At 69.5% G+C, this 23,727-nt stretch carries 23 protein-coding genes; 9 read left to right on the top strand and 14 right to left on the bottom strand.

What is annotated here, in order from left to right; translation table 11 throughout:
- Positions 1-81: 81 nt before the first annotated feature.
- The gene (locus BLQ14_RS06125) at positions 82-645 is read right to left on the bottom strand and encodes a L,D-transpeptidase (protein WP_092499200.1); all 564 of its coding nucleotides are present in this window, start codon (positions 643-645) and stop codon (positions 82-84) included.
- 391 nt (positions 646-1,036) lie between these two features.
- Here BLQ14_RS06125 and BLQ14_RS06120 point away from each other — a divergent pair, with 391 nt between their 5' ends.
- A complete protein-coding gene (locus BLQ14_RS06120; RefSeq protein WP_092499199.1) occupies positions 1,037-1,270 on the top strand; it encodes a hypothetical protein in 234 nt (77 codons plus the stop codon).
- Positions 1,267-2,076 (top strand): 5-deoxy-glucuronate isomerase, encoded by an 810-nt coding sequence (iolB, locus tag BLQ14_RS06115; protein WP_092499193.1) that lies wholly within the window; start codon positions 1,267-1,269, stop codon positions 2,074-2,076. Before BLQ14_RS06120 ends, iolB begins: the two co-directional genes overlap by 4 nt.
- A gap of 85 nt (positions 2,077-2,161) precedes the next feature.
- Here iolB and murC read toward each other — a convergent pair whose 3' ends face one another.
- Genes murC through BLQ14_RS06100 form a run of 3 tightly spaced genes read right to left on the bottom strand, consistent with a single transcriptional unit; the run spans position 2,162 to position 5,913 of the window.
- Positions 2,162-3,583, bottom strand: coding sequence for a UDP-N-acetylmuramate--L-alanine ligase (gene murC / locus BLQ14_RS06110; RefSeq protein ID WP_092499498.1), 1,422 nt, complete (start codon positions 3,581-3,583; stop codon positions 2,162-2,164).
- A 28-nt stretch (positions 3,584-3,611) separates the two neighbouring features.
- Positions 3,612-4,742 carry an undecaprenyldiphospho-muramoylpentapeptide beta-N-acetylglucosaminyltransferase gene (murG, locus tag BLQ14_RS06105; protein WP_245656962.1) on the bottom strand — a complete coding sequence of 377 codons (1,131 nt, stop codon included), beginning with the start codon at positions 4,740-4,742 and terminating at the stop codon, positions 3,612-3,614.
- A 4-nt stretch (positions 4,743-4,746) separates the two neighbouring features.
- Positions 4,747-5,913, bottom strand: a complete 1,167-nt coding sequence (locus BLQ14_RS06100) for a peptidoglycan glycosyltransferase FtsW (protein ID WP_092499188.1) — start codon at positions 5,911-5,913, stop codon at positions 4,747-4,749.
- A 248-nt stretch (positions 5,914-6,161) separates the two neighbouring features.
- Here BLQ14_RS06100 and BLQ14_RS06095 point away from each other — a divergent pair, with 248 nt between their 5' ends.
- From BLQ14_RS06095 to BLQ14_RS06075, 5 genes are read left to right on the top strand one after another with little or no spacing between them, the layout of a single operon-like run.
- A complete protein-coding gene (locus BLQ14_RS06095; protein ID WP_425412087.1) occupies positions 6,162-6,686 on the top strand; it encodes a fasciclin domain-containing protein in 525 nt (174 codons plus the stop codon).
- A gap of 17 nt (positions 6,687-6,703) precedes the next feature.
- Positions 6,704-8,230 (top strand): FAD-binding domain-containing protein, encoded by a 1,527-nt coding sequence (locus BLQ14_RS06090; RefSeq protein WP_245656961.1) that lies wholly within the window; start codon positions 6,704-6,706, stop codon positions 8,228-8,230.
- Between the two features lie 2 nt (positions 8,231-8,232).
- Positions 8,233-8,385, top strand: a complete 153-nt coding sequence (locus tag BLQ14_RS06085; protein ID WP_425412084.1) for a DUF2256 domain-containing protein — start codon at positions 8,233-8,235, stop codon at positions 8,383-8,385.
- Positions 8,382-9,047, top strand: a complete 666-nt coding sequence (locus tag BLQ14_RS06080) for an SDR family NAD(P)-dependent oxidoreductase (RefSeq protein ID WP_092499185.1) — start codon at positions 8,382-8,384, stop codon at positions 9,045-9,047. The genes BLQ14_RS06085 and BLQ14_RS06080 overlap by 4 nt, the downstream gene beginning before the upstream one ends.
- The gene (locus BLQ14_RS06075; protein ID WP_092499184.1) at positions 9,041-10,573 is read left to right on the top strand and encodes a cryptochrome/photolyase family protein; all 1,533 of its coding nucleotides are present in this window, start codon (positions 9,041-9,043) and stop codon (positions 10,571-10,573) included. Before BLQ14_RS06080 ends, BLQ14_RS06075 begins: the two co-directional genes overlap by 7 nt.
- A 3-nt stretch (positions 10,574-10,576) precedes the next feature.
- Here the strand turns inward: BLQ14_RS06075 and BLQ14_RS06070 are convergent, their stop codons facing one another.
- Both BLQ14_RS06070 and BLQ14_RS06065 read right to left on the bottom strand, forming a co-directional pair.
- The gene (locus BLQ14_RS06070; protein ID WP_092499182.1) at positions 10,577-11,002 is read right to left on the bottom strand and encodes a DUF3429 domain-containing protein; all 426 of its coding nucleotides are present in this window, start codon (positions 11,000-11,002) and stop codon (positions 10,577-10,579) included.
- On the bottom strand, positions 10,999-11,550 hold the full coding sequence (locus BLQ14_RS06065; RefSeq protein ID WP_211295349.1) for a glutathione peroxidase: 552 nt from the start codon (positions 11,548-11,550) through the stop codon (positions 10,999-11,001). The genes BLQ14_RS06070 and BLQ14_RS06065 overlap by 4 nt, the downstream gene beginning before the upstream one ends.
- A gap of 318 nt (positions 11,551-11,868) precedes the next feature.
- Here BLQ14_RS06065 and BLQ14_RS06060 point away from each other — a divergent pair, with 318 nt between their 5' ends.
- Positions 11,869-12,972 carry a Hint domain-containing protein gene (locus tag BLQ14_RS06060; protein ID WP_170068402.1) on the top strand — a complete coding sequence of 368 codons (1,104 nt, stop codon included), beginning with the start codon at positions 11,869-11,871 and terminating at the stop codon, positions 12,970-12,972.
- 154 nt (positions 12,973-13,126) lie between these two features.
- Here the strand turns inward: BLQ14_RS06060 and murD are convergent, their stop codons facing one another.
- The 8 genes from murD to mraZ form a co-directional block, all read right to left on the bottom strand.
- The gene (gene murD / locus BLQ14_RS06055; RefSeq protein ID WP_092499179.1) at positions 13,127-14,554 is read right to left on the bottom strand and encodes a UDP-N-acetylmuramoyl-L-alanine--D-glutamate ligase; all 1,428 of its coding nucleotides are present in this window, start codon (positions 14,552-14,554) and stop codon (positions 13,127-13,129) included.
- A gap of 4 nt (positions 14,555-14,558) precedes the next feature.
- Entirely contained in the window at positions 14,559-15,644 is a 1,086-nt protein-coding gene (mraY, locus tag BLQ14_RS06050) for a phospho-N-acetylmuramoyl-pentapeptide-transferase (RefSeq protein WP_092499177.1), read from the bottom strand.
- Entirely contained in the window at positions 15,644-17,134 is a 1,491-nt protein-coding gene (locus tag BLQ14_RS06045; RefSeq protein ID WP_245656960.1) for a UDP-N-acetylmuramoyl-tripeptide--D-alanyl-D-alanine ligase, read from the bottom strand. The genes mraY and BLQ14_RS06045 overlap by 1 nt, the downstream gene beginning before the upstream one ends.
- Positions 17,131-18,633: a UDP-N-acetylmuramoyl-L-alanyl-D-glutamate--2,6-diaminopimelate ligase gene (locus tag BLQ14_RS06040; protein ID WP_092499488.1), complete on the bottom strand. Its 1,503-nt coding sequence runs from the start codon at positions 18,631-18,633 to the stop codon at positions 17,131-17,133. Before BLQ14_RS06040 ends, BLQ14_RS06045 begins: the two co-directional genes overlap by 4 nt.
- Before the next feature lie 165 nt (positions 18,634-18,798).
- The gene (locus tag BLQ14_RS06035) at positions 18,799-20,610 is read right to left on the bottom strand and encodes a peptidoglycan D,D-transpeptidase FtsI family protein (protein WP_092499176.1); all 1,812 of its coding nucleotides are present in this window, start codon (positions 20,608-20,610) and stop codon (positions 18,799-18,801) included.
- Positions 20,611-20,623: 13 nt separating this feature from the next.
- Entirely contained in the window at positions 20,624-20,974 is a 351-nt protein-coding gene (gene ftsL, locus BLQ14_RS06030) for a cell division protein FtsL (RefSeq protein ID WP_092499175.1), read from the bottom strand.
- On the bottom strand, positions 20,974-22,020 hold the full coding sequence (rsmH, locus tag BLQ14_RS06025) for a 16S rRNA (cytosine(1402)-N(4))-methyltransferase RsmH (protein WP_092499174.1): 1,047 nt from the start codon (positions 22,018-22,020) through the stop codon (positions 20,974-20,976). Before rsmH ends, ftsL begins: the two co-directional genes overlap by 1 nt.
- A 4-nt stretch (positions 22,021-22,024) precedes the next feature.
- Positions 22,025-22,552, bottom strand: coding sequence for a division/cell wall cluster transcriptional repressor MraZ (gene mraZ, locus BLQ14_RS06020; protein WP_092499168.1), 528 nt, complete (start codon positions 22,550-22,552; stop codon positions 22,025-22,027).
- Positions 22,553-23,410: 858 nt separating this feature from the next.
- Between mraZ and BLQ14_RS06015 the strand changes: the two genes are divergently transcribed.
- Positions 23,411-23,638 carry a DUF1127 domain-containing protein gene (locus tag BLQ14_RS06015; RefSeq protein WP_092499166.1) on the top strand — a complete coding sequence of 76 codons (228 nt, stop codon included), beginning with the start codon at positions 23,411-23,413 and terminating at the stop codon, positions 23,636-23,638.
- Positions 23,639-23,727 lie beyond the last annotated feature (89 nt).

Genomic DNA, 23,727 nt, shown 5'->3' with positions numbered 1-23,727 from the left:
CTTGCGCGGAGCGCCGGGCCGATGTCCAGCCCTAGTGCCGCCGGCGCCCGCCAACCGCGCCGCGTGCCCGACTGCCCCGCGTCAGAGCACGATCACCTTGGTGCCGACCGGCACCATCTCGTAGAGCTCCTCGACATGCGCGTTGATCATGCGGAAACACCCGTTCGAGACCGACTGGCCGATCGTCCATGGCTCCGTCGTCCCATGGATGCGATAGTAGGTGTCCCGCCCGTCGCGGTAGAGATAGAGCGCGCGGCTGCCCAGCGGGTTGCCGGGCCCGCCCGGCATGCCATTCTTCCAGCGCGCATAGCGCGGATCGCGCCGGATCATCGAGGCGGTCGGCTTCCACGAGGGCCATCGGGCCTTGCGCGCTATCTCGAGCTCGCCGCGGATCCCGAGCCCTGCGCGCCCGATGCCCACCCCGTAGCGCCGCGCCCGCCCCGGCGCGGTGACAAGGAACAGAAAGCGCTGGCGCGGCGAGATCACGATGGTTCCGGGCGCGATCTTGCCGCGTACGGGCACGTCCTGCGGCAGGAACCTCTCGTCGAGCTCGAAGTCTCGGCGGCTGTGCGCGAGCGCGGGCGCCCCGAGACACGAAAGCCCCGCCCCTCCGGCCAGTGCGAGAACTCCGCGTCTGCTCTGCATCGCTCCCTCCCGGTTCCGTCACACGGCCTGCAAGGCCTGCCGTCAACCTTGGCCGTCAGCCCGCCCACCGCGGGAATGCGCGGCGCGCCCCGACCGACCCCGCTACCCAGCCTGTCTTCGCGATGCTAGCAGCGCAAGGGAGGGAAAATCATCAACCGACCAAGGCGCACGTGAGAATCGCCTCGCGATGCTGGCAGGCCGATCACACCTTCAAGGGTTGCGCATACGCGCGCCGAAGTGGACATTGGCGCACGCGCGGCCATGCGCTACCCCGGCCATCCTGCGGAAGGGGCGGCCGGACTTGGCACAAAAGGTGGCAAGCGATGACGGCAGAAAGGCGCACGAGAGCCGCGCGGACCCTGACGGCGCCATGGCTCGGAACGGGGGTGCGATGAGGGAGTTCCTTGATCTCGATGTTCCGTTCTTTCTGCCGCTCTGGCGGCGTGTCGCGGTCGTGGTCATCTGTCTTGGATGGGCGGGGTGGGAGTTCTCCTCCGGCGCGCCGGGCTGGGGGCTTCTCTTTGCTGCTGCCGGGCTCTATTGCGGCTGGGCCCTGCTGGTGGCCTTCGACGCCGGGAAGGCGCGTGCGCGCCAAGTGGAAAAGCGGAAGGAAGGCGGGAAATGAGTGTGCTCTTGCGCAAGCCGGTCGCCGTGACCGGAAAGATTCACGACATCACACCGAACAAGGCGGCGTGGGAGCGCCTCGGCCTCGGCATCTATCGTCTCGAGCCCGGCGAGCTGGTGGCGGAACCCACGGGAGAGAACGAGGTCATTCTCGTGCTGATCGAGGGCCGGGCCGAGATCGGCGTGGAAGACCGCGACTTCGGCGAGCTCGGCAACAGGATGGACGTCTTCGACAAGTCCGCACCACATGCGGTCTACATACCGAACGGCTCGGACTGGTCGGCACGCGCCACCACGCCGGCAACGCTCGCCGTCTGCGCCGCCCCCGGCCATCATGGCCATCCAGCCCAGATCATCGGGCCTGCGGGCATCCACCTGGAAGAGCGCGGGACTGGCACTGCCACGCGCTTCGTCCACAACATCGCGATGGACAATCGTGACGTCGCCGACAGCCTTCTCGTGCGAGAGGTCTTCACGCCGGCCGGGCATTGGTCCGCCTACCCGCCATACCGTCACGACGAAGACGACCACCCCCGCATCAGCCGCCTTGAGGCGGCCTGTTATCACCGGCTGAACCCGCACACGGGCTTCGGTGTGCAGCGGGTCTTCACCGAGGATGGCGAGCTCGACGAGTGCATGGCCTTCGCCGACCATGACGTCGTGCTTGTCCCGCGCGGCTATCATCCCTGCGCGGCGCCGCACGGGGTGGAGATGTACTCGCTCATCGCCATGGCCGGACCGCAGCGGAAATGGCGCTTCGAGGTGCACCCGGATTTCAGGTGGCTCGTCGAGCGCGACGCGGTGTGAGAGAAACGCCGCTTGCGCGGCGTGCCTCCGGCGGGGGTATTGGGGCCAGGATGATGGGGCTCAGGGGTGCTCGCGCGGCGCCCTGTCAGCCCTTTGCCACAGGGCGGGCCGGCGCCTCCAGCAGCCGCGGCAGCTCATGTGCCCAGGCCGAGATCGTGCCTGCGCCGAGGCAGACCACCATGTCTCCCGGCCGGGCCTCGGCGGCCACGAGGCGGGCGAGATCCTCGGCGCTGTCGATGGCGAGCGCATGGCGGTGGCCGTGGCGGCGCAACCCCTCGACCAGCGCCTCGCGGCTCGCACCCTCGATCGGCTCCTCGCCGGCGGCATAGACCTCGGCGATGGCGACCACATCGGCATCGTTGAAGGCGGTGCAGAACTCCTCGAAGAGCGCCGAGAGGCGGGTATAGCGATGCGGCTGATGGGCCGCGATCACCCGGCCGGTGCAGGCCTGTCGGGCCGCGCGCAGCACCGCGGCGATTTCCACCGGGTGGTGGCCGTAGTCGTCGATGATCGTCACCCCGCCGACCTCGCCCACGCGGGTGAAGCGGCGGTTGACGCCCTTGAAGCCGGCAAGCGCGGTGCGGATGGTCTCGGCCGGGATGCCGAGATGGCGCGCGACCGCGACCGCCGCCAGCGCGTTGGAGACGTTGTGATCGCCCGGCATCGGCAGCCGGCAGCCCTCGATCACGCGCCCCTCGGCCTGCAGGGCGATGTCGAAATGCGCCGTGCCGTTCTCGTAGGCGAGGTTGATGGCGCGCACATCGGCCTGGGTGTTGAAGCCGAAGGTGACGATGCGGCGGTCGGTGATGCGGGCGACGAGCGCCTGCACTTCAGGGTGATCGGTGCAGCAGACCGCAAGGCCGTAGAAGGGGATGTTGGAGACGAAGCGGTGGAACCCCTCGCGCAGCGCATCGAAGCTTCCCCAATGCTCGAGATGCTCGGGGTCGATGTTGGTGACGATGGCGATGGTCGCGGGCAGCCGGTTGAAGGAGCCATCGGATTCGTCGGCCTCGACCACCATCCACTCGCCCTGCCCCATGCGCGCGTTCGAGCCATAGGCGTGGATGATGCCCCCGTTGATGACCGTGGGGTCAAGCCCGCCGGCATCGAGCAGGGTGGCCACGAGTGTTGTGGTCGTCGTCTTGCCATGGGTGCCGGCCACCGCGACGTTGGACTTCAGCCGCATGAGCTCGGCGAGCATCTCGGCGCGCCGCACCACCGGCAGGCCGCGGGCGCGGGCGGCCTCAAGCTCGGGGTTGCCGGGCTTGATCGCCGTGGAGATCACCACCACCTCCGCGCCTTCGAGGTTTTCGGGGCGCTGGCCGATGAAGATGCGCGCGCCCATCGCCGCGAGCCGCTCGGTGATGGGAGAGGGCTTGAGGTCCGATCCCTGCACGCTGTAGCCGTGCTCGATCAGCACCTCGGCGATGCCCGACATGCCGATGCCGCCGATGCCGGTGAAGTGGATCGGCCCCATCTGGGCGGGAAGCTTGGTGGCAGCGTTCATCGCGGTCTCGCGGAATCGGTGGCGGGCTTCATGCTTCATGCCGGGTTTGCCCCTTCTCCGCCAGTGCTTCCACCATGTCGGCGAGCCTGTCAGCGGCATCCGGCCGGCCGCAGGAGAGCGCGGCATGGGCCATCTTCACCGCCGCCTCGGGGTTTTCCAGCACCGCCGTCACCTGTTCGGCCAAGACCGCCGGCGTGAGGCGCGACTGGGGAATGAGGATGGCGCCGCCCGCCTCCACCAGCGGCCGGGCGTTGGCGGTCTGGTGATCGGCGGTGGCGTGCGGATAGGGGATGAGGATGGCCGGCCGGCCGATCACCGCGATCTCGGCCACCGAGGAGGCGCCGGCGCGGCTGATGACGAGCTGCGCCTCGGCGATGCGGCGGGGGGTGTCGGAGAAGAACGGCTCGACCTCGGCGGCGATGCCGTGTTCGGCATAGAAGACGGCGACGCGCGTGGCATCCTCTGCGCGGGCCTGATGGGCGATGCGCAGCCGCGCGCGCAGGGTCTCGGGAAGGGCGGCGATGGCGGCTGGCACCGCATCGGCAAGCGCCGTCGCCCCCTGGCTGCCGCCGATCACCAGGATCGACATCGGATAGTCACCCGGCGGGATGTAGGGCGCCCCCGCGCGCGCCAGCACCGCCGCGCGCACCGGATTGCCGGTGTGCACCGCCTCCACCCCTTCGGGCAGGCCTTGCGTTGGCCATGTGCCGCAGGCGATGGCATCCACGCGCGGGGCGAAGAGCCGGTTGACGCGGCCGAGCACGCCGTTCTGCTCGTGGATCATGCGCGGCGTGCGCCGCGCCCAGGCAGCGGCAAGGGCGGGGATGCTCGGATAGCCGCCGAAACCGACGACCACAGCGGGCTTCAGCCGGCGCTGAGCCAGAAGCTCGGCGGCCACGCCCTGGGCGATGCGCACGGGCACCGCGGCCTTCGCCAGCGCGCCCCCGCGGGCGAATGTCGCCGAGGCGACCTCGCGCACCGCCACCACATGGGGAAAGCCGCCCGTATAGCGCGCGCCGCGTGCGTCAGTGGTGAGCGTCACCCGCCAGCCGCGGCGGATCATGGTCTCCGCCAGCGCCTGGGCGGGAAACATGTGCCCGCCCGTGCCGCCGGCGGCGATGACGAGTTGGCGCCCTGCCCCGGACATTGCTTCCGACATTGCCTCACCCCCGCCGCCGGATCAGGATGTCGCCGATCTCGCCCTGCGGGCGGGAGCGGGTGAAGGCCAGCAGCATGCCCATGGCGATGCCGGTGGCGATCACCGAGGAGCCGCCGTAGCTGACGAAGGGCAGCGTCATGCCCTTCGCCGGCAACAGCCGCACCGCCACGCCCATGTTGATGATCGCCTGGATCCCGAAGACGCAGGCAAGCCCCGTGCCGGCAAGGCGAATGAAGGTGTCGCGCTCACGCGTGAGCCGCATCAGCGAACGCAGCACCACGAGCGCGTAGAGCGCGATGATCACGAGCACCAGCATCAGCCCGTATTCCTCCGCCGCCACGGCGATGATGAAATCGGTGTGCGCATCGGGCAGCGAGACCTTCACCTGCCCCTCCCCCACGCCGACGCCGAAGAAGCCGCCCTCGATTATGGCGTTGGTGGCATAGCCGAGCTGGGTGGTCGGGTCGAGCTCGCTGGAGAGAAAGCCGTCGATGCGGCGGGCGAAATGCTCGGAGTTCTGATAGGCGAAGGTGCCGGCGACGATCACCCCCGCCGCCATGGTGGCAAGCAGCGCAAAGGGTGCTCCGGCCACGAACCAGATCACCCCCCAGATGAACAGGATCAGGCTCGCCTGCCCGAAATCGGGCTGCGCGGCCAGAAAGCCGACTATGACAAGCGCCAGCACAAGCGAGATCGAGCGGCCGGGGGGGCCGTGAATTTCCTGGCTCGCCGCCATCAGCCAGGCCGCGACCACGACGAAGCCGGGCTTCAGGAACTCCGAGGGCTGCAGGCTGGCAAAGCCGAGGCTTATCCAGCGCACCGCGCCCTTGCCGTAGTCGGTGCCGATGAAGGGCAGCGCGGCGAGAAGCGCGAAGGCGGCGATGAAGCCCAGCACACCGAGCCGGCGCACGCTGCGCGGGGTCATCATGCTGATGACCACCATCGCCGTCAGGCTTGCAAGCCCGAACACCGCCTGACGTTCGACGTAATAGAAGGGCGGCTTGCCGTTATCCATCGCAAGCGGCGGCGAGGCAGCAAGGCCGAGCAGGATTCCGATGCCGAACAAGGCGAGAACACAGCCCAGCGTGACCTTGTCGATGGTGCGCCACCAGCGCGGAAGAACCGGCTCGCCGACCCTGATGGGCACGGTGCCGTGGACCATTTCTGTCATTGGCTGACGCCTCGGCCCTGCCTGAACACTGCCTCACGCCCTTTTCGGGCTTGTTTCGATCACTCTAGCCGCAATCACCGCCGCACGCCAGCCCTTCTCCTGCCTCGACTGCGAAACCAGCGGGTGCGCGCAGCCGCCCGTTCACGGCTGCGTGAGGCGGCCGTCGCGCGCCCGCGCCGTGTGATCCGCCCTGCACGCCATCGCGTAGCACGGATACATGCAACATGGAGGTACTCCCGATGTTTCGAATGCCGCTTCTCTCGATGACCGCCGCCTGGTCGATGGCTGCCGCCGCAGCCGCCTTTGCCACCGCCGCCACCCTGGCGGCCGTCCCTGCCCCCGCGATCGCCGGGGCGCACATGAAAAAGGACATCGTCGACACCGCAGTGGAGGTGGGAAGCTTCAACACCCTGGTCGCCGCAGTGCAGGCCGCCGGTCTTGTCGACGTGCTGAAGGGCGAAGGCCCCTTCACCGTCTTCGCGCCCACCGATGACGCCTTCGCCAAGCTGCCCGCCGGCACGGTGGAAGAACTTCTCAAGCCCGAGAACAAGGACAGGCTCGTGGCGATCCTGACCTACCACGTGGTGCCCGGCAAGGTGATGTCGTCCGACCTCTCGGAGGGGCTCAAGGCCAAGACGGTGCAGGGTCAGGAAGTGACGATCTCGCTTGCCGGTGGCCCGAAGGTCGACGGCGCCAACATCGTCCAGCCCGACATCGAGACGTCGAATGGCGTGATCCATGTGATCGACGCCGTGATCCTCCCTGCCGAGTAAGGCGGGAGCGGCGAGGCGTGCCACCGCGGCGGCCCCTGCTGCAGGTCGTGTGGTTCAAGCGCGACCTGCGCGTGTGCGCTCACTCCCCCCTTGCTCGTGCCGCCGCGGCCGGCCCGGTGCTGCCGCTCTACATCGCCGAGCCCGGCCACTGGCGGTCCGAGGATGCCTCGGGCCGCCATTTTGACTTTCTCGCCGAATGCCTCGCGGAGCTTCGCGAAGAGCTCGCCGCGCTTGGCCAGCCGCTGGTGATCCGCATCGGCGACGCCGTCGACGTGCTGTCGGAAATCCATCGCGCGCAGGGTATCGCCGCGCTCTGGTCGCATGAGGAAACGGGCAACCTTTGGAGTTACGCCCGTGACCGGCGGGTTGCCGGCTGGGCGCGCGCCAGAGGCATCCCGTGGCACGAGCTGCCGCAAGCCGGGGTGGTGCGCCGCCTGCCCTCGCGCGACGGCTGGGCCGACTGCTGGGAGGCCGAGATGTCGTCCCCGCTGGTGCCCCCGCCGCGCGCGCTGGCGCCGATCTGCGCGATCGCGCCCGGTTCATTGCCCGCCCCTGTCGAGCTCGGGCTTGCGCCCGACCCCTGCCCCGGCCGCCAGCGCGGGGGGCGTCGCGCCGCTGAAGCCGCGCTCGCGGCGTTCCTGACCGACCGCGCGGGCCGCTACCGCCGCGGCATGCCCAGCCCGCTGACGGCGCCCGACGCCTGCTCGCGGCTCTCGCCGCACCTGGCACTCGGCCCGCTGTCGCTGAGGGAGGTCGTGCAGGCCACCCGCGCTGACCGGGCGCGCGCCGAGTCGGAAGGGCCGCAAGGCTGGCGGGCGGGGCTCGCGGCCTTCGAGGAGCGGCTGCACTGGCGCAGCCATTTCATGCAGAAGCTCGAGGATGCGCCCGATCTCGAAGCGCGCGCCATGCACCCCGCGCTCGACGATCTGCGCCCGCGCACGCCGGATGCGACCCGCCTGGCAGCCTGGGCGCGGGGCGAGACGGGCATTCCCTTTCTTGACGCCTGCATGCGCAGCCTGATCGCCACGGGCTGGATCAACTTCCGCATGCGCGCAATGCTGATGGCGGTGGCGAGCTATCACCTGTGGCTCGACTGGCGGGCGACGGGACTGCATCTTGCCCGCCTCTTCACCGATTACGAGCCGGGCATCCACTGGCCGCAGGTGCAGATGCAGTCGGGCGTGACCGGTATCAACGCGCTGCGCATCTACAACCCCGTCAAGCAGGGGCGCGACCACGACCCCGAGGGGCGCTTCATCCGCCGCTGGCTGCCCGAGCTTGCACCCATTCCCGATGCCTTCCTGCATGAGCCCTGGCTTTGGCCTGAAGCGCGAAGCGTGCTGGAGCGCAGCTACCCCGCGCCCATCGTCGATCTCGCGGCGGCGGCGCGCGCGGCGAAGGAACGGATGGCCGAGGCGCGCCGCGCCAAGGGCTTTCGGGAGGCAAAGGCCGAGGTGCTCGCCCGTCACGGCAGCCGGCGGCGCGCGCGACGGGGCCGCGCGCGGCGCAGTGGCGACCGGCGGCAGCTGGCGCTGGATCTGTGACGATGAGGATGCGCCGCAAATCCGACCTGCCGGTGAAGATCTGCGCCCGCTGCGGGCGCCCCTTCGCCTGGCGGCGGAAATGGGCGCGCGACTGGGAGGCGGTGCGCTATTGCTCGGCCGCCTGCCGACGCCAACGCAAGGAGACGTCCAGATGACCGAACATGCACTTGTGATCGGCGCCTCGGGCGGCATCGGTGCCGCGCTGGCGGATGAGTTCGCGCGGCGGGGCCTTGCCGTCACCGGCCTCTCGCGGCGGGGTGACGGGCTTGATGTCACCGATCCCGCCTCGGTCAATCGGGTGCTGGGCCGCCTCGGCGGGCCGTTCGCGCGGGTGGTGGTCGCGACGGGCATTCTCGCGCCACCCGGCAGGCGGCCCGAGAAGAGCCTCGGCGAGATCGACGCTGCCGCCATGGTCGAGGTGATGGCCGTCAACGCGATCGGCCCGGCGCTGATCCTGCGGCATCTGCCGCGCCTTCTGCCGCGCGATGCGCCCGCGGTGGCGGCGGTTCTGACCGCGCGGGTGGGGTCCATCGGCGACAACCGCCTGGGCGGGTGGTATTCCTACCGCGCCTCGAAGGCGGCGGCGAACCAGATCGTGCACACCGCCGCCATCGAGCTTGCGCGCACGCACCGTCAGGCGGCTCTGGTGGCCTTGCACCCCGGCACCGTGGACACCCCCTTCACCGCCGCCTATCGCGGGCATGAAAAGCTCGCCCCGGCCGAGGCCGCGCGGCGTCTGGCCGATGTGATGGAGGGTCTCGGCCCCGCGCAATCGGGCAGCTTCTACGATCACCGCGGCGAGGCGGTGCCGTGGTAGCGCCGCGCCTCATCCTCGTGCTCGGCGACCAGCTGAGCGAGACCGGCGCCTCCCTTCGCGCCGCCGACCCGGGCCGCGACGTGGTGGTGATGGCCGAGGTGATGTCCGAGGCAACTTATGTGCGCCATCATCCGCAGAAGATCGCACTGGTCTTTGCCGCGATGCGCAAGTTTGCCGCGCGGCTGGCGGCAGGTGGCTGGCGCGTGGCCTATGCCCGGCTCGATGACCCGGAAAACGCAGGCTCCATACCGGCCGAGCTTCTGCGCCGCGCCGATGCGACCGGCGCGCGCGAGGTCATCGCCACCCGCCCCGGCGACTGGCGGCTGATGGCCGCGCTCGAGGAGACGCCGCTGAGGATGCGCCTTCTGGACGACGACCGCTTCATCTGCCGGCCGCGCGACTTCGCGGCCTGGGCGAAGGGGCGCAAGAACCTGCGCATGGAGTGGTTCTATCGCGAGATGCGGCGGAGGACGGGGCTGTTGATGGAGGGCGACAGCCCCGCGGGCGGGCGCTGGAACTTCGATGCCGAGAACCGAAAGCCGCCCAAGGCGGGCTTGAGCTTTCCCCAGCCGCCCGCCTTTGCGCCCGATGCGACGGTGCGCGCGGTGCTTGATCTCGTGGCCCAACGGTTCGGCGCGCATTTCGGCGAGCTTGAGCCCTTCACCTGGCCCACCGATCGCGATCAGGCGCTCGCGCTTCTCCACCATTTCCTGCGCCACGCCCTGCCGCGCTTCGGCGACTACCAGGATGCGATGGTGGCGGGCCAGCCCGTGATGTTCCATTCGCTGCTGTCGCCCGCGCTCAACCTCGGGCTTCTCTCGCCGCTCGAGGTGGCTCGCGCGGCCGAGGCCGAATGGCGGGCGGGGCGCGCACCGCTCAACGCGGTCGAGGGATTCATCCGTCAGATCATCGGCTGGCGCGAGTTCATCCGCGGTGTGTGGTCGCTCGGGGGGCCGGGCTATCTGCGCCGCAACGCGCTCGGCCACCGCCGCAAGCTGCCGGCCTTCTACTGGGGAGCGCCGACGCGGATGCGCTGCCTCGCCGAGGTGGTTGGCCAGACGCGCAGGCGCGCCTACGCCCATCACATCCAGCGGCTGATGGTGGCGGGCAATTTCGCGCTTCTGGCCGGGGTCGATCCGGCCGAGGTGCATGAATGGTATCTCTCGGTCTATGCCGATGCCTTCGAATGGGTCGAGGCGCCCAACACGCTGGGCATGAGCCAGTTCGCCGATGGCGGCGTGGTGGCGTCGAAGCCTTATGTCTCCTCGGGCGCCTATATCGACCGGGTGTCGGACTATTGCCGCGGCTGCGGCTATGACGTGAAGGCGAAGACCGGCCCGACCGCCTGTCCCTTCAACCTTCTTTACTGGTATTTTCTCGACCGCCACCGCGAGCGCTTTGCGGCGAACCCGCGCATGGGGCCGATCTACCGCGGCTGGGACCGGCGCGAGGAGGCCACCCGTGCGCGCATCCTCGGCGAGGCGGAGGCGTTCCTGGCGCGCATGGAGGCGGGCGAGGAGGTCTGAGACTCAGACGGCCAGCGCAGCAAGGGCCATCGCGCCCAGAACCCCCACAGTCAGCGCGATGCGCAGGCGCGGATACCACACCGGCGCCTCGGCCCGGGCGCGCGGGCCAAGCTCGGCGACAAGCAGCGCCAGAAAGGCGAGCGCGAGCACCCCGAGCGCGGGCAGCGGTGTCAGAAAGGGGGCTGCCAGCGCCGGCAGGCTGACGAGCGCAAAGCCCGCGAGCCGCAGCGGGTTGCCGCCAGCCATCAGGATCATAGCCCAGCGCGACCCGGCCATGAAGGAAAGGATCACCGCGCCCCAGATCGCCTCGGCCTGAAGCGCGGTCATGGCAAGGCCGATGGATGGAGCAAAATGGGCTGCAAGGGCCAAACCCCAGAACGGGATGAGCCCAGCGGCGCCAAGAAGCGTGGCGGCGCGGGCGGAGCTCATGCCTCCGGTGCGGCCAGCGCGGCTTCGATCGCGGCGCGGGCCTTGCGCGTGGTCGGCTTCAGGCTGCTCGGCATCCAGGTGAGGATGCGCCCGTCGCGGCCCACCAGATACTTGTCGAAATTCCAGCGCACGCGCTGTCCGGTCTCGGCCGCGGCCCATTTGAAGAAGGGATGCGCGTCCGGCCCCACCACATGCACCGGTGCCGTCATCGGGAAATCGACGCCATAGGTCAGCTCGCAGAAGTCCCTGATCTTGCCGGCCTCGTCGTATTCCTGCCGGAAGTCCGTGGACGGCGCGCCGATCACCACGAGGCCACGGTCGCGGTAGTCCTGCCAGACCTCGACGAGGTCTGCATATTGCGGGGTAAAGCCGCAGAAGGAGGCGGTATTGACGACGAGCAGCACCTTGCCGCGCCACTGCGACAGCGGCATCAAGCCGCCCTCGAGCGCCTCGAAGGTGAACTCCCATGCGGTCTCGGCCCGCGCGGCAGCCGGCAGTGTCATCGCCGCCGCAGCCGCCAGAAGTGCCCCGAAATCACGTCTGTTCATCGCTTGCGTCCCTGTTCTATCACCGGATTACGCGCGAGGGAGCCGCGCGGATCACGCCAGAGGCAGGCGAACGGCCGCGCCGCACGCCGCGGGGAACACCGAACGCAAACGGTGCGGGCATCGCCGGCGAACGCTTCGCAGCCGCGCTTGGAAAAGCCCGCACGGACCCCGAGGAGGCAAGATGCGATCTCGCGGCAGATGTCATCACTTCGCCGCAATTCCAACCTAGTGTTCCGCCCCGGCATCGGTTGCCCGCGCAAGCCAGCATCGGTTGCCCGCGCAAGGACGCGCGAGCCAGAGACCAGAGGATCCGCAGCAGTGGCCACGTATGACCTTTGGATTCTCGGTGAGTCCAACATCTCCATATCGGGCGGCAAGACGCTTGACGGGATCACCCAGGGCGATGGCTCGCACCTTGTGGGCGAGACCATAACCCTCGATGCCCCGGCGTGGGAAAAGGTCGAGATCGACGATGACGACGCGGTGTTCGCCGACAATGACGGCAGCCAGCGGCTGGCCGGCGGTCAGACGATCGACGGGGTCAGCTATGCCGGCGGAACGCGGGTGGAGGCCGAATACAAGCTGGTTCTCGAGGATCCGGCCACCGGCAGGACCTACACGGTTGTTGCCTTCAACGTGAACAACTCCAACCCCGCCTATGGCACCGTCGAGGGGCTGGCCTTCATCGGCCCTCCGAAGGACTGGCCACCGGTCGGCACGCCGCTGAGGGTTGTCTCCGCAAGCGAGGGGCCGCGTCAGAACGACCCGAATTTCGAGTATCAGGATCACGTCGCGCCATGCTTCACCCCCGGCACGCGCATTGCCACGCCGCTCGGGCCGCAGCCGGTAGAGAGCCTTCGGGCGGGCGATCTCGTCCTGACGCAGGACAGCGGCGCCCGCCCCATCCGGCTGGCGCTGCGCACCCACATATCAACGGCTCGGCTGCGCGTCGCGCCACAGCTCGCGCCAGTACGCATCCCGCGCGGCAGCATGGGAGAGGGCCTGCCCGAGCGTGATCTTCTCGTCTCGCCCCAGCACCGGATGCTCCTGCGCGATCCCCTCTGCGAGCTGCTGTTCGGCGAGACCGAGATGCTGGCGGCGGCGAGCCACCTGCCCTGGGCCCGGCCGGTTTCGCCTGCGCAGCTGCCCGGCGGCGTGGAATACGTCCACCTGCTGCTCGAGCGTCACGAAATCCTTTTCGCCGAGGGCGCGCCAACCGAGAGCCTGCTGCTGGCGCCAATGATCTGCGACCGGGCCCCGCCCGGGATCCTGCATCAGTTGCGCGCGGCTATTCCCGATCTGGGCCAGCCGGGCGGCACCGGGTGGCAGCGGGCCGCGCGCCCGCTCCTGACGCAGCGGGATGTGGCGGTCCTGACCGGGACTGCCCTGCCTCGTGGCGCGGCGCGGCGGCTTTCGGCCTGAAGCGGACCCGCGAAGCATCGCCGCGCAAGCCGCCGGGGCCCTCTTCCCGCCAGCACTTCAGGAAACACCCTCGCCCCGCCCATGGCGAAGGAAGCTGCTGCCCCGTCAAGAGACCCCGCGCCAGTCGCGCCCGCCCGGCGCCCTTTCGACCTGATCAGTCGCGATCGGCCGTGCCTTCCCGTCGGGCCAGGGTCTGCTTCACGCAGGCAATGAAATCCTCTCCGCGTCTCTCGAAGTCTCGGTACTGATCGAAGCTCGCCGCCGCGGGCGCGAGCAGCACCGTGTCGCCGGGCTCGGCTTCCTCGGCGGCCCGGGCCACGGCGCGTGCCATGGTCTCGCAGATCTCGTAGGGCGTGGAGCCGAGCTGAAGCGCGAAATCCCGCGCCGAATGGCCGATGAGATAGGCCTTCACGACATTGCCAAGATGCGGGCCGAGCGCGGCAATGCCACCTTCCTTGCCGAGACCGCCGGCGATCCAGCGGATGCGGGGAAAGGCGCGCAGAGCCTGCGCCGCGCTGTCGACATTGGTCGCCTTCGAGTCGTTGACAAAGGCGACGCCGCCCGCCTCGGCCACGAGCTGGCTGCGGTGGGGCAGCCCCGTGAAGGAGCGGAAGGCCCGCTCGATGTCGCGCGGGCCGACCCCCAGCGCGCGCAGGGCACCGTAGGCGGCACAGGCATTCTGGTGATTGTGCGCGCCGGGAAGCCCGCGCATTTCGCGCAGGTCGATCGCGGCAAGCTGCCGGCCCTTGCGCCACTCGGTGAGAAATCCCTTTCGGGCGAAAACGTTCCACCCGGGTCCGGAAAGCTTCCGCCCCGAGGAGATGCGGATCACCCGGTCGTCGGCCGCGCCCATGGCGATCTGGTTGGCGAGGAAGCGCCCCTCCACCTCGTCAACCCCGATCACGGCGCGGTCCGGCCCGCCCTCGGCGAAGAGCCGCCGCTTGGCCGCGAAATAGCCACCCAGGCCGCCGTGCCGGTCGAGATGATCGGGCGAGAGATTGGTGAAGACGGCGATGTCGGGGGTGAGCGCGCGGGCCAGCTCGGTCTGATACGAGGAGAGCTCCAGCACGATCACCTCGCCGTCCTCGGGCGGATCCAGGTCAAACACCCCGCGCCCGATGTTGCCGGCAAGCTGCACCGGACGGCCGAGTTCGGCAAGCACATGCCGGATCAGCGCCACGGTGGTGGACTTGCCGTTGGAGCCGGTCACCGCCACCACCCGCGGCGGGCTGTCATGGCGCGACCAGTCGGCATGGCCGAGCGAGCGGAAGAACAGGCCGATGTCATTGTCTACCGGCACCCCCGCCTCCCAGGCCGCGGCGATCACCGGGTGCGGCGCCGGGTAGAGATGCGGGATGCCGGGCGAGACGATCAGGAGATCCACGCCTTCGAGGGCGCCCGGCCGCGAGATGTCGGTGAGGGCAAGCCCCGCCTGCTCGGCCATCGCCCGCGCCTCGGCCGAGTCGTCCCAGGCCTGCACCTCCGCGCCGCCTGACATGAGCGCCCGCGCCACCGACAGCCCCGAGCGCCCCAGCCCCAGCACCGCGACGCGGCGGTTCTGGTATCCGCGCACCTCGATCACCGCCTCACCTCAGCTTCAGCGTCGCCAGGCCGATCAGCGCGAGGATGAGCGAGATGATCCAGAAGCGGATCACGATCTGCGGCTCGGCCCAGCCCTTCTTCTCGAAATGGTGGTGAATGGGCGCCATCAGGAACACCCGCTTGCCGGTGCGCTTGAAGTAGAGCACCTGAATGATCACCGACAGCGCCTCGAGCACGAAGAGCCCGCCGACGATGGCGAGCACGATCTCGTGCTTGGTCGCCACCGCGATGGCGCCAAGGGCACCGCCGAGTGCAAGGCTGCCCGTATCGCCCATGAACACCGCCGCGGGCGGCGCGTTGTACCACAGAAAGCCGAGGCCCCCGCCGATGAGCCCGGCCACGAAGATCACGAGCTCTCCTGTCCCCGGCACATAGTGCAGGCCGAGGTATTCCGAATAGTCGAAGCGGCCGACGAAATAGGAGATGATCCCCAGCGCTGCTGCCGCGATCATCACGGGCATGATCGCGAGCCCGTCGAGCCCGTCGGTCAGGTTCACCGCATTGGCCGCGCCGACGATGACGATGATGGCAAAGGGGATGAAGAACAGGCCAAGGTCCAGCAGCGCGTCCTTGAAGACGGGAAAGGCCAGCTTGTAGGCAAGCGCATCGGGATGCAGGGCCGCAGCCCAGGCGCTCGCCCCGGCGGCGATGAGAACGCCGAGGGCCATGCGCACCCGGCCCGGCACACCCCGCGAGTTGTTGCGGCTGACCTTGGCGTAGTCGTCGGCGAAACCGATCAGCCCGAAGCCTGCCGTCACCGCCAGCACCATCCAGACATACCCGTTGTCGAGCCGCGCCCAGAGCAGGGTCGCCGTCATCAGCGCGCCGAGGATCAGCACCCCTCCCATCGTCGGCGTGCCGGCCTTGGTCGCGAGGTGCCCCTCCGGCCCGTCGGCACGGATCGGCTGGCCGTTCTTCTGGCGCCGGCGCAGAAGCTCGATCAGCGGCCGGCCGAAGACGAAGCCGAAGACAAGCGCCGTGAAGAAGGCACCGCCTGCCCTGAAAGTGATGTAGCGGAACAGGTTGAAGATGTCGCCACCATCGGAAAAGGCGGTCAGCCAGTAAAGCATCAGTCGGTTCCCTGCCCTTGGTCCGGCGCCCGATGGCCCAATTTGCGGAGCGCGTCAACGATTTCGGACACGCGGCTGCCAAGCGACCCCTTCACGAGCAGAATGTCGCCGGCATCGACAAGCCGGTGCGCCACGCGGGCCAGTTCGGCTGCCGTCTCCACCCGCTGGCCGCGCCGCGCCGGGGGCAGTGCCGCGTGAAGCGCGGCCATGCGCGGGCCGACGCAATGGACGAGGTCGATCGCCGCCATCGCCGGCAGTTCGGCAAGCCCGGCGTGAAGCCGCGTCTCGTTGCCCTCGCCAAGCTCCAGCATGTCGCCCAGAATGGCGATGCGCCGGCCCGCGCCGATGCGCCCCACCCCGTGCTCGGGCTCACAGGCCGCCAGCACCTCGAGCGCAGCCGCCATCGACAACGGATTGGCGTTGTAGGCATCGTCAATGAGCTCGAAGGCAAGCCCCTCGACCGGATCGAGCAGGATCACCTCCCGCGCCCCCCGCCCGGCCGGCGGCTGCCAGCGGCCAAGGTCATTGGCGGTGATCGCCGGATCGGCGCCAGCGGCCCGCGCCGCGGCGAGCGCACCGATGCCATTGAGGGCGAAATGCGCCGCGACACTGTTGAGGCGAAACATCACCGGCGTTCGCCACAGCCGCCCCCGCACCACGGTAACCTTGCCGGTAACGCGCGCCTCGATGAGGCGGGAGTGATTGGCGGGGCGCCTCCCGAAGCTCACCGACCTGGCAGCATGGCGCCGCGCGGCCTCGGCCAGAATCGGCGAGACCTCGAGATCGCCGTTGAAGACAGCCACGCCGCCGGGCTCAAGCCCCTCGAAGATCGAGGCCTTTTCCGCCGCGATGCCCTCGACCGCGCCGAAGGCTCCCAGATGCGCGGCGCCCACGGTGGTGACCAGCGCCACGTGCGGGCGGGCGAGGCGCGCAAGAGGGGCGATCTCGCCGGGGCGGTTCATGCCGATCTCGATCACCGCGAAATCGGCGTCGCGCGGCAGGCGCGCCAGCGTCAGCGGCACGCCCCAGTGGTTGTTGAAGCTTTTTTCGGCGGCGTGCACCCGCCCCTGCCCGGCAAGCGCGGCGCGCAGCATCTCCTTGGTCGACGTCTTCCCCGCCGAGCCGGTCACGGCGATCACCCGCGCTCTGCTGCGCGCGCGCCCGGCCCGCCCGAGCGCCACCAGCGCCTCGAGGACATCGCCGACCAGAACCAGCGGCGCGTCGTCTGCCACGCCCTCGGGGCGGCGCGAGACCAGCGCTCCGGCCGCGCCGCGGGCCAGCGCGTCGGCAACGAAGTCATGCCCGTCGCGCCGGTCCCGCAGAGCCACGAAGAGATCGCCGGGGGCGATGCTGCGGCTGTCGATCGAGACGCCGCCTGCCGCAAAGGGCGCGGTGAGCACACCGCCGGTTGCCTCGGCGATCTCCGCGCCGGTCCAGAGCGCTCTGCCCGCCTCGGTCATGTCGGCCGCCGTCATCTCAGCCGCCGTCATGTCAGCCGCCCGTCGAGCGCGGCCACGGCCACCGAGGCCTGCTCGACATCATCGAAGGGGAAAACCTGTTCGCCGATGATCTGCCCCGTCTCATGCCCCTTTCCGCAGATCAGCAGCGCGTCTCCCGGCTCGAGCGCATCGACCCCGCGCAGGATCGCCTCTGCCCGGTCCCCGACCTCGAGCGCCGACGGGCAGCCTTCCATCACCATGGCACGGATGGCGGCGGGCGGTTCGCTGCGCGGGTTGTCGTCGGTGACGATGACAAGATCGGCGTGCTCGGCCGCCGCCCGCCCCATGAGCGCCCGCTTGCCCCGGTCACGGTCGCCGCCGGCACCGATCACCGCCACGATGCGCCCCAGAACATGGGGCCTGAGGGCCTGCAGCGCGGTCGCAATCGCATCGGGCGTGTGCGCGTAATCGACGAACACCGCCGCCCCGTTCTCGCGCCGGGCGGCAAGCTGCATGCGCCCGCGCACGCCCCTCAGCTCGGCGAGCGCGGCGAACACCTGCGCCGGCTCGCACCCCGAGGCAATCGCGAGCCCCGCCGCAACCAGCGCGTTTTCAGCCTGGAATCCGCCAATGAGTTCAAGGCGCAGCTGCCGGCGCTGGCCGCCGAAGGAAAAGCGCAGATCCTGCCCGGTGGCATCGAAGCGCTGCGCCTCGATGCGCAGATCCGCCTCCGCGCCCCGCCCCACCGTGATCACATCCTGCCCCCGCGCTGCGGCGATTGCCGCCATCCGGTCGCCGCCGGCGCCGTCGGTGTTGATCACCGCCACCCCGTCTTCGGGCAGAACGCGTTCGAACAGCCCGGCCTTGGCGGCGAAGTACTCCTCGAAATCGGCGTGATAGTCGAGATGATCCTGGCTGATGTTGGTGAAGGCGGCCGCGGTCAGGCGCACCCCGTCAAGCCGGCGCTGCGCGAGTCCGTGCGAGGAAGCTTCCATCGCCGCATGCTGGATGTCCTCGGCCTCGATCTCGGCCAGAATTCGGTGCAGGGTCACGGGCTCGGGCGTGGTGTGGGCCAAGGGCGCCGAGAAGGCGCCCTCCACGCCGGTGGTCCCGATGTTGACGGCCGGCAGGCCCAGATGTTCCCAGATCTGGCGCGTGAAGCTGGCCACCGAGGTCTTGCCGTTGGTGCCGGTGACGGCAACCACGCAGTCGGGCTGGGCGGCAAACCAGAGCGCAGCGGCATAGGCGAGCGCCTGGCGCGGATCCTCGACGACAACGAGGGCGAAGTCGCGCTCCGAAGGCGCCTCGCCCGCGGCCATCGCATCCTCCAGCCGGCGCGCGCCCTCGCGGTCGGTCAGGATGGCCGACGCTCCCATGCGCAGCGCGTAGGGCGCGAACAACGCGCCATGCGTGCGCGTGCCGGGCAGCGCGGCGAAAAGATAGCCCGGCCGCACCTCGCGGCTGTCCACCGCGATGCCGGTGACGCGGGCCTCGCGGCCGTCTCGCGCGGTCAGCCCCAGTTCCGCCAGAGATCTCGTCCTGTCTGCCATGCCCATGCCCTGCCGCCTGCCCGGAAATCGCCCTGCCGCCTGCCCGGAAATCGCCCCGCCACCTGCCTCGGGCCCCTCCCGCTCGCGTCCCACGCGCCGCCGGACGCCCGCCCGCCCTTGCCTTCCCCGGCACTTAGTGCGGGCCGCCGCGTTCTTCGAGACCTGTCAGTTCGAGGTCAGTGTTAGCCGATCGGTCGGGCGGGGTTCAATCACGGGCGGCACGCCGAGCAGCGGCGCTGCGCGACGGATGATTTCGGCGGCAACCGGCACCGCCGTCCAGCCGGCGGTGCGCCGCGGCTCGGGGCCGGTGGTGTCGACCGGTTCATCGAGAACGACGACGATCACATAGGCCGGATCATGGGCGGGGAAGACTCCGGCGAAGGTGGTTATCGTCTTGTCCTCCGCATAGCCGCGCTCGCTGGGCTTGTCGGCCGTTCCCGTCTTGCCTGCCACCGCATAGCCCGGCACCTCGGCCAGCTGCGCGGTGCCGCGCACCACCACATCGCGCAGCATCGCCCGCGCCGCCGCCGAGACCTCCTCCGAGACGATCCGCGGCCCCGGTTCGGGGGGCGTGTCGCGGTGCAGGAGCGTCGGCGTGACCCGCCGACCGCCGTTCAGGAGCGAGGCATAGGCGGCGGCAAGGTGCAGCGGACTCGCCGCCAGCCCATGCCCGTATGACACGGTGATCGTGGTGATTTCCGACCAGCGCTCGGGCACCAGCGGCCTCGCGCCGGGCGCCTCGACCAGCTCCACCGGGGTTGACTCGAGCAGGCCCAGCCGCTCGAGAAACACCCGCTGACGGTCGGCGCCGATCTCCATCGCCAGTCGCGCCGTGCCGACGTTCGAGGACTTCACGATCACATCCGCAAGCGGGATCTTGCCGTAATTGTGATTGCGGAACTCGCCGATGGTGAACTTGCCCCATTTCAGCGGGGCGGTCGCATCGATGATGGTGTCGGGACGGGCAAGCCCGAGTTCCATCGCCTGGGCGGCGGTGAAGAGCTTGAAGGTTGAGCCGAGCTCATAGACGCCCTGCACGGCGCGGTTGAAGAGCGGGCTGTCGGCGGGCGAGCCGGACACCGGCGGCGCCGGTCGCGCGTTGGGGTCGAAATCGGGCAGGCTCGCCATGGCGACGATCTCGCCCGTCTTCGCCTCCATCAGCACCGCCGCGGCGCCCTTTGCCTTCATCAACCGCATGCCCCCCTCGAGCACGCGCTCCACCACCGACTGGATGGGAAGATCGATCGACAGTCGCAGCGGCGCGCCGCCGTTGGCCGGATCGCGCAGATAGTCGTCAAACGCCTTTTCCACCCCGGCCACGCCGACGACCTCGGCCGAGCTCACATCCTCCCGGCCGAAGCCGGCGCCGCCGAGCACATGCGCCGCGAGCCGGCCGTTGGGGTAGAGGCGCATCTCGCGGGGACCGAAAAGAAGACCCGGATCGCCGATGTCATGAACGGCCTGCATCTGCTCGGGGGAGATCTTGCGGCGGATCCACAGGAATTTTGCGCGCCCGGTGAACCGGCGAAGCAGCCGCTCCTCGTCGAGATCGGGGAAGATGCGCGCCAGCTCCCGCGCCGCGCGCTCGGGGTCGGTCATCAGCGGCGGCTGGGCATAGAGCGAATGGGTGACGAGATTGGTGGCCAGCACCCGGCCATGACGGTCGACGATGTCGGCTCGGCGGGCCGTGATCGGCGCGAGGCGGTCCGAGACCTCGGGCTCATGCGGATCGGATGCGGCAAGGATGGTCATGCGCCCGCCCACCGCCATGAAGGCAAGGGTGAAGAAGATCGCCAGGACCATCAGCCGGCCCTCGGCGCGCTGACGGGCACGGTCGCGCATGGCCTCGTGGCGCAGGCGTATGTTCTCCCGCTCGATGGCATCGGGATTCTCGCCGCGCTCGCGGGCGCGCAGGATCCGCGCAAGCGGGCGCAGCGGTGTGCGGATGGTGCCTTGCGTGACGTCCCCTGCCTTCATGCTGCTGTCTTCCTCACGGGCGCACCCCCGAAATGGTGCCCGTCACCTCCACCGAATTGACGATCGGCCCCAGCGGCGCGACCGGGAAAACCACCTCGTCGACGCGGCCGAAATGCTCGGCCGACATGGGCAGAAGGCCCAGCCGGTCGAAATTGATGTCGGCGAGGTCGCGCAGCCGTTCGGGGCGGTTGAGATAGGCCCATTCGTCGTTGAGCACCTCGAGCTCGGCGGAAAGCCGTGCGATGTCGCGCCGCAGCTGCTCCACTTCGCGCAGCGCTTCCTTGGTGCGGTAATTCTCGTGGTAGGCCCAGAATGCCAGCCCCATGACCGCCAGAACCGACACCATGTAGACCAGCGCGCGCATCAGACGGCCCTCCCCCTCGTTCGTTCACCGACGCCGGTCACGATGGGCGGCAGCCCGAGCGCCGCCCGATCGGCGGCGCGCGCCGGGGCACCGGTACGCCTGCCCACGCGCAGCCGGGCCGAGCGGGCCCGGGGATTCGCGGCGACCTCGGCCGGATCGGGTGAGACTGCCCGACGGGTGACCAGCTCCCAGCGCGCGGCCTCGGCCGGCGCCGCGGGCGCGTGACGGCTCGCCCCCGCCGCCTTGCCCGCGCCCTGAGCCAGAAAGCGTTTCACGATGCGATCCTCGAGCGAGTGGAAGGTGACCACCGCAAGCAGGCCGCCCGGCGCAAGCGCGCGCTCGGCCGCCTCCAACCCGGCCACGAGCTCGCCCAGCTCGTCGTTGATCGCGATGCGCAGCGCCTGAAAGCTGCGCGTGGCCGGATGCGCCTGGCCGGGCCTTGCCCGCGGCAGACAGCGTTCGATGATGGCGGCAAGCTCGGACGTCGTGCGGATCGGCCCGGCGGCGCGGGCCTTCACGATCGCCCGGGCGATGCGGCGGGCGGCGCGCTCCTCACCATAGTGATGGAGTATGTCGGCCAGCTCCGCCTCGGAGGCTTCGGCGACGAGATCGGCGGCACTGGTGCCCCGTGTTTCCATGCGCATGTCGAGCGGCCCCTCGCGCAGGAAGGAGAAGCCGCGCTCGGGCTGATCGAGCTGCATGGAGGACACGCCGAGGTCAAGCACAACGCCTGCGAGCGGCCCGCCCGCATGTTCGGCCGCGATCCGGTCGAGCTCGGAGAAGCGCCCCTCAACCAGCACAAGCCGCTCGCCCCAGTCCGGCGCCCAGTCGCGCGCCAGATCGAAGACGGTGGGGTCGCGGTCCACCCCGATGACGCGTGCTGCCCCCGCCTCGAGCAGGCCGCGTGCATAGCCGCCGGCACCAAAGGTGCCGTCAAGCCACACGCCTCGCACCGGGGCCACGCGCTCGAGAAGCGGGCCGAGGAGAACAGGCACATGCGGGGCGTCGGCCTTGTGGTGGGACTGGCGGGCGGCAGCGGCGGCCATCGCCTCAAGCGCCCCCTTCGCCGTCGTCGCCCGCCAGCTCGTCCAGAAGCTGGAGGGGATCGAAATCCTCGGGGAACTGGTTGAGCCATTCCTCGGTCCGGGCGCGCTGCTCGCGGTCAAACGTCTCCGGCTTCCAGATCTGGAAGGTATCGCCCGTGCCAATGAAATAGGCGCGCTCGTTCGGACCGATCCCGATCTTTTCGCGCAGCCTCTGCGGCAGGACGATGCGGCCGTCCGCATCGACCGATGTCTCCAGCGACTGACCGTTGAACAGAAGCTCCATTGCCTGCCGCTGCGGCGAGCGGCGCGGAAGCCGCGCGATCTTGGCGTCAACCTCCTCGATGGCCTTGATGGTGTAGCACTCGAGAAACTTGCGGCGATGATCGCCGTAGACGATGACGAACTCGGGCTGCTTGCCCTTGTCCCAGTCCGGGTCGCCCTCTTCGATGACGCGGCGGAACTGGGCCGGGATCGAGACCCTGCCCTTGGCATCGACCTTCTGGTCGAATTCGCCTCTGAACCTGCGCGCCACGCCCTCGCGGCTCCCTCGTTCCTTCGCCCCCTGCGGCCCTTATCCGTTCCTGCCCCCTTGCGCGGGCCCGGAACGCAAGCGGCGGATTGAGCTGCTGCCAATGCTCAATCCGCCGCCCACGTGCCCCTTGAAGGGCTGTCCGGTCGCGCGTGCCACCTGGGGGGATGTCTGCTCGCCCGCGCGCCGGACCTTTCCGTGTCGATGAAAGCGGGTGCCTGTATGAAACCTGAACCTTAGGAGGAGTTGGGGTTCTTTTGCTGCCCCTTTGTCCCGTCCCTCATCGCAAGGCCATTCATCTCATGGGAATTCATGGAAGTCAAAGGAAATTTGCGCCATTCAGCGCCGTGTCACGCCATGTTACCGGCTTCGCGACAGGGCCAGAGAGCGCGGAGAAACCTTTGTGAAACCACATTTTGTGGCAGTGATTTCGGTTAGACCCATATCCTGACGCCGTCACCGCAGACGCAATTCCCACCAATTCCCGGCGATTTGACAGACAGCAGCCGCCATTACAGCCCCGTTGCGGCGCTCGGCGCCCCCGCAGGAGCCAATGTTTCACATCAATCGAGGCCGATTCCAGACCAGGTGATTCGCGTGATTGCGCGGATTCCAGAAATTCCCATGCCCTGTCGCGGCCCCGTCGGAGCACGCGCCGTCAATACAGCCCGCGCTCACGAAGCAGGCAGACAGGTGCCGCCTCGCCTCATATTTAGGTCAGCATCACATATGCATTTGCTGCATAGCGGCATTGAGCAGACGTTCCTTGTGCACCCGCAGCATGCGGCTATCTTGGCTCACGAAACGAGTTGACGCCCGCGCCGCCCAGATCGGCCGGGCCCCGAAAGAGAGAGCCAAGACATGGCCAGCATGACGGAACACATGCAGACGCAGGGGATCATCCCCTCCCGTCTGAAATCGCTGACTTCGCTCCTTCGCGAGCTGCGCGCATGGCAAGCTCGCCGGGCGATTGCACGGCGGACCTATCGGGAACTGGCGAGCCTGACCGATCGCGAACTGGCCGACATCGGCCTGAGCCGCTGGCAGATCGCCGAAGTTGCCCGTCGTAGCGCGGAAGCCGTGCGCTGAGGGTTTCGCGGGCGCCCTTTCCTCCTCCCGGGGCGTCCAGCGCAAGAGCGGCGGCACCTGACCTCCTCCCCGGGTGCCGCCGCACGAGA

This window comes from Meinhardsimonia xiamenensis (assembly GCF_900102905.1).
In the GTDB taxonomy this organism is placed as follows: domain Bacteria; phylum Pseudomonadota; class Alphaproteobacteria; order Rhodobacterales; family Rhodobacteraceae; genus Meinhardsimonia; species Meinhardsimonia xiamenensis.
The sequence above is the reverse complement of the archived record's forward strand: the minus strand, read 5'-3'. Positions and strand labels throughout refer to the sequence as shown.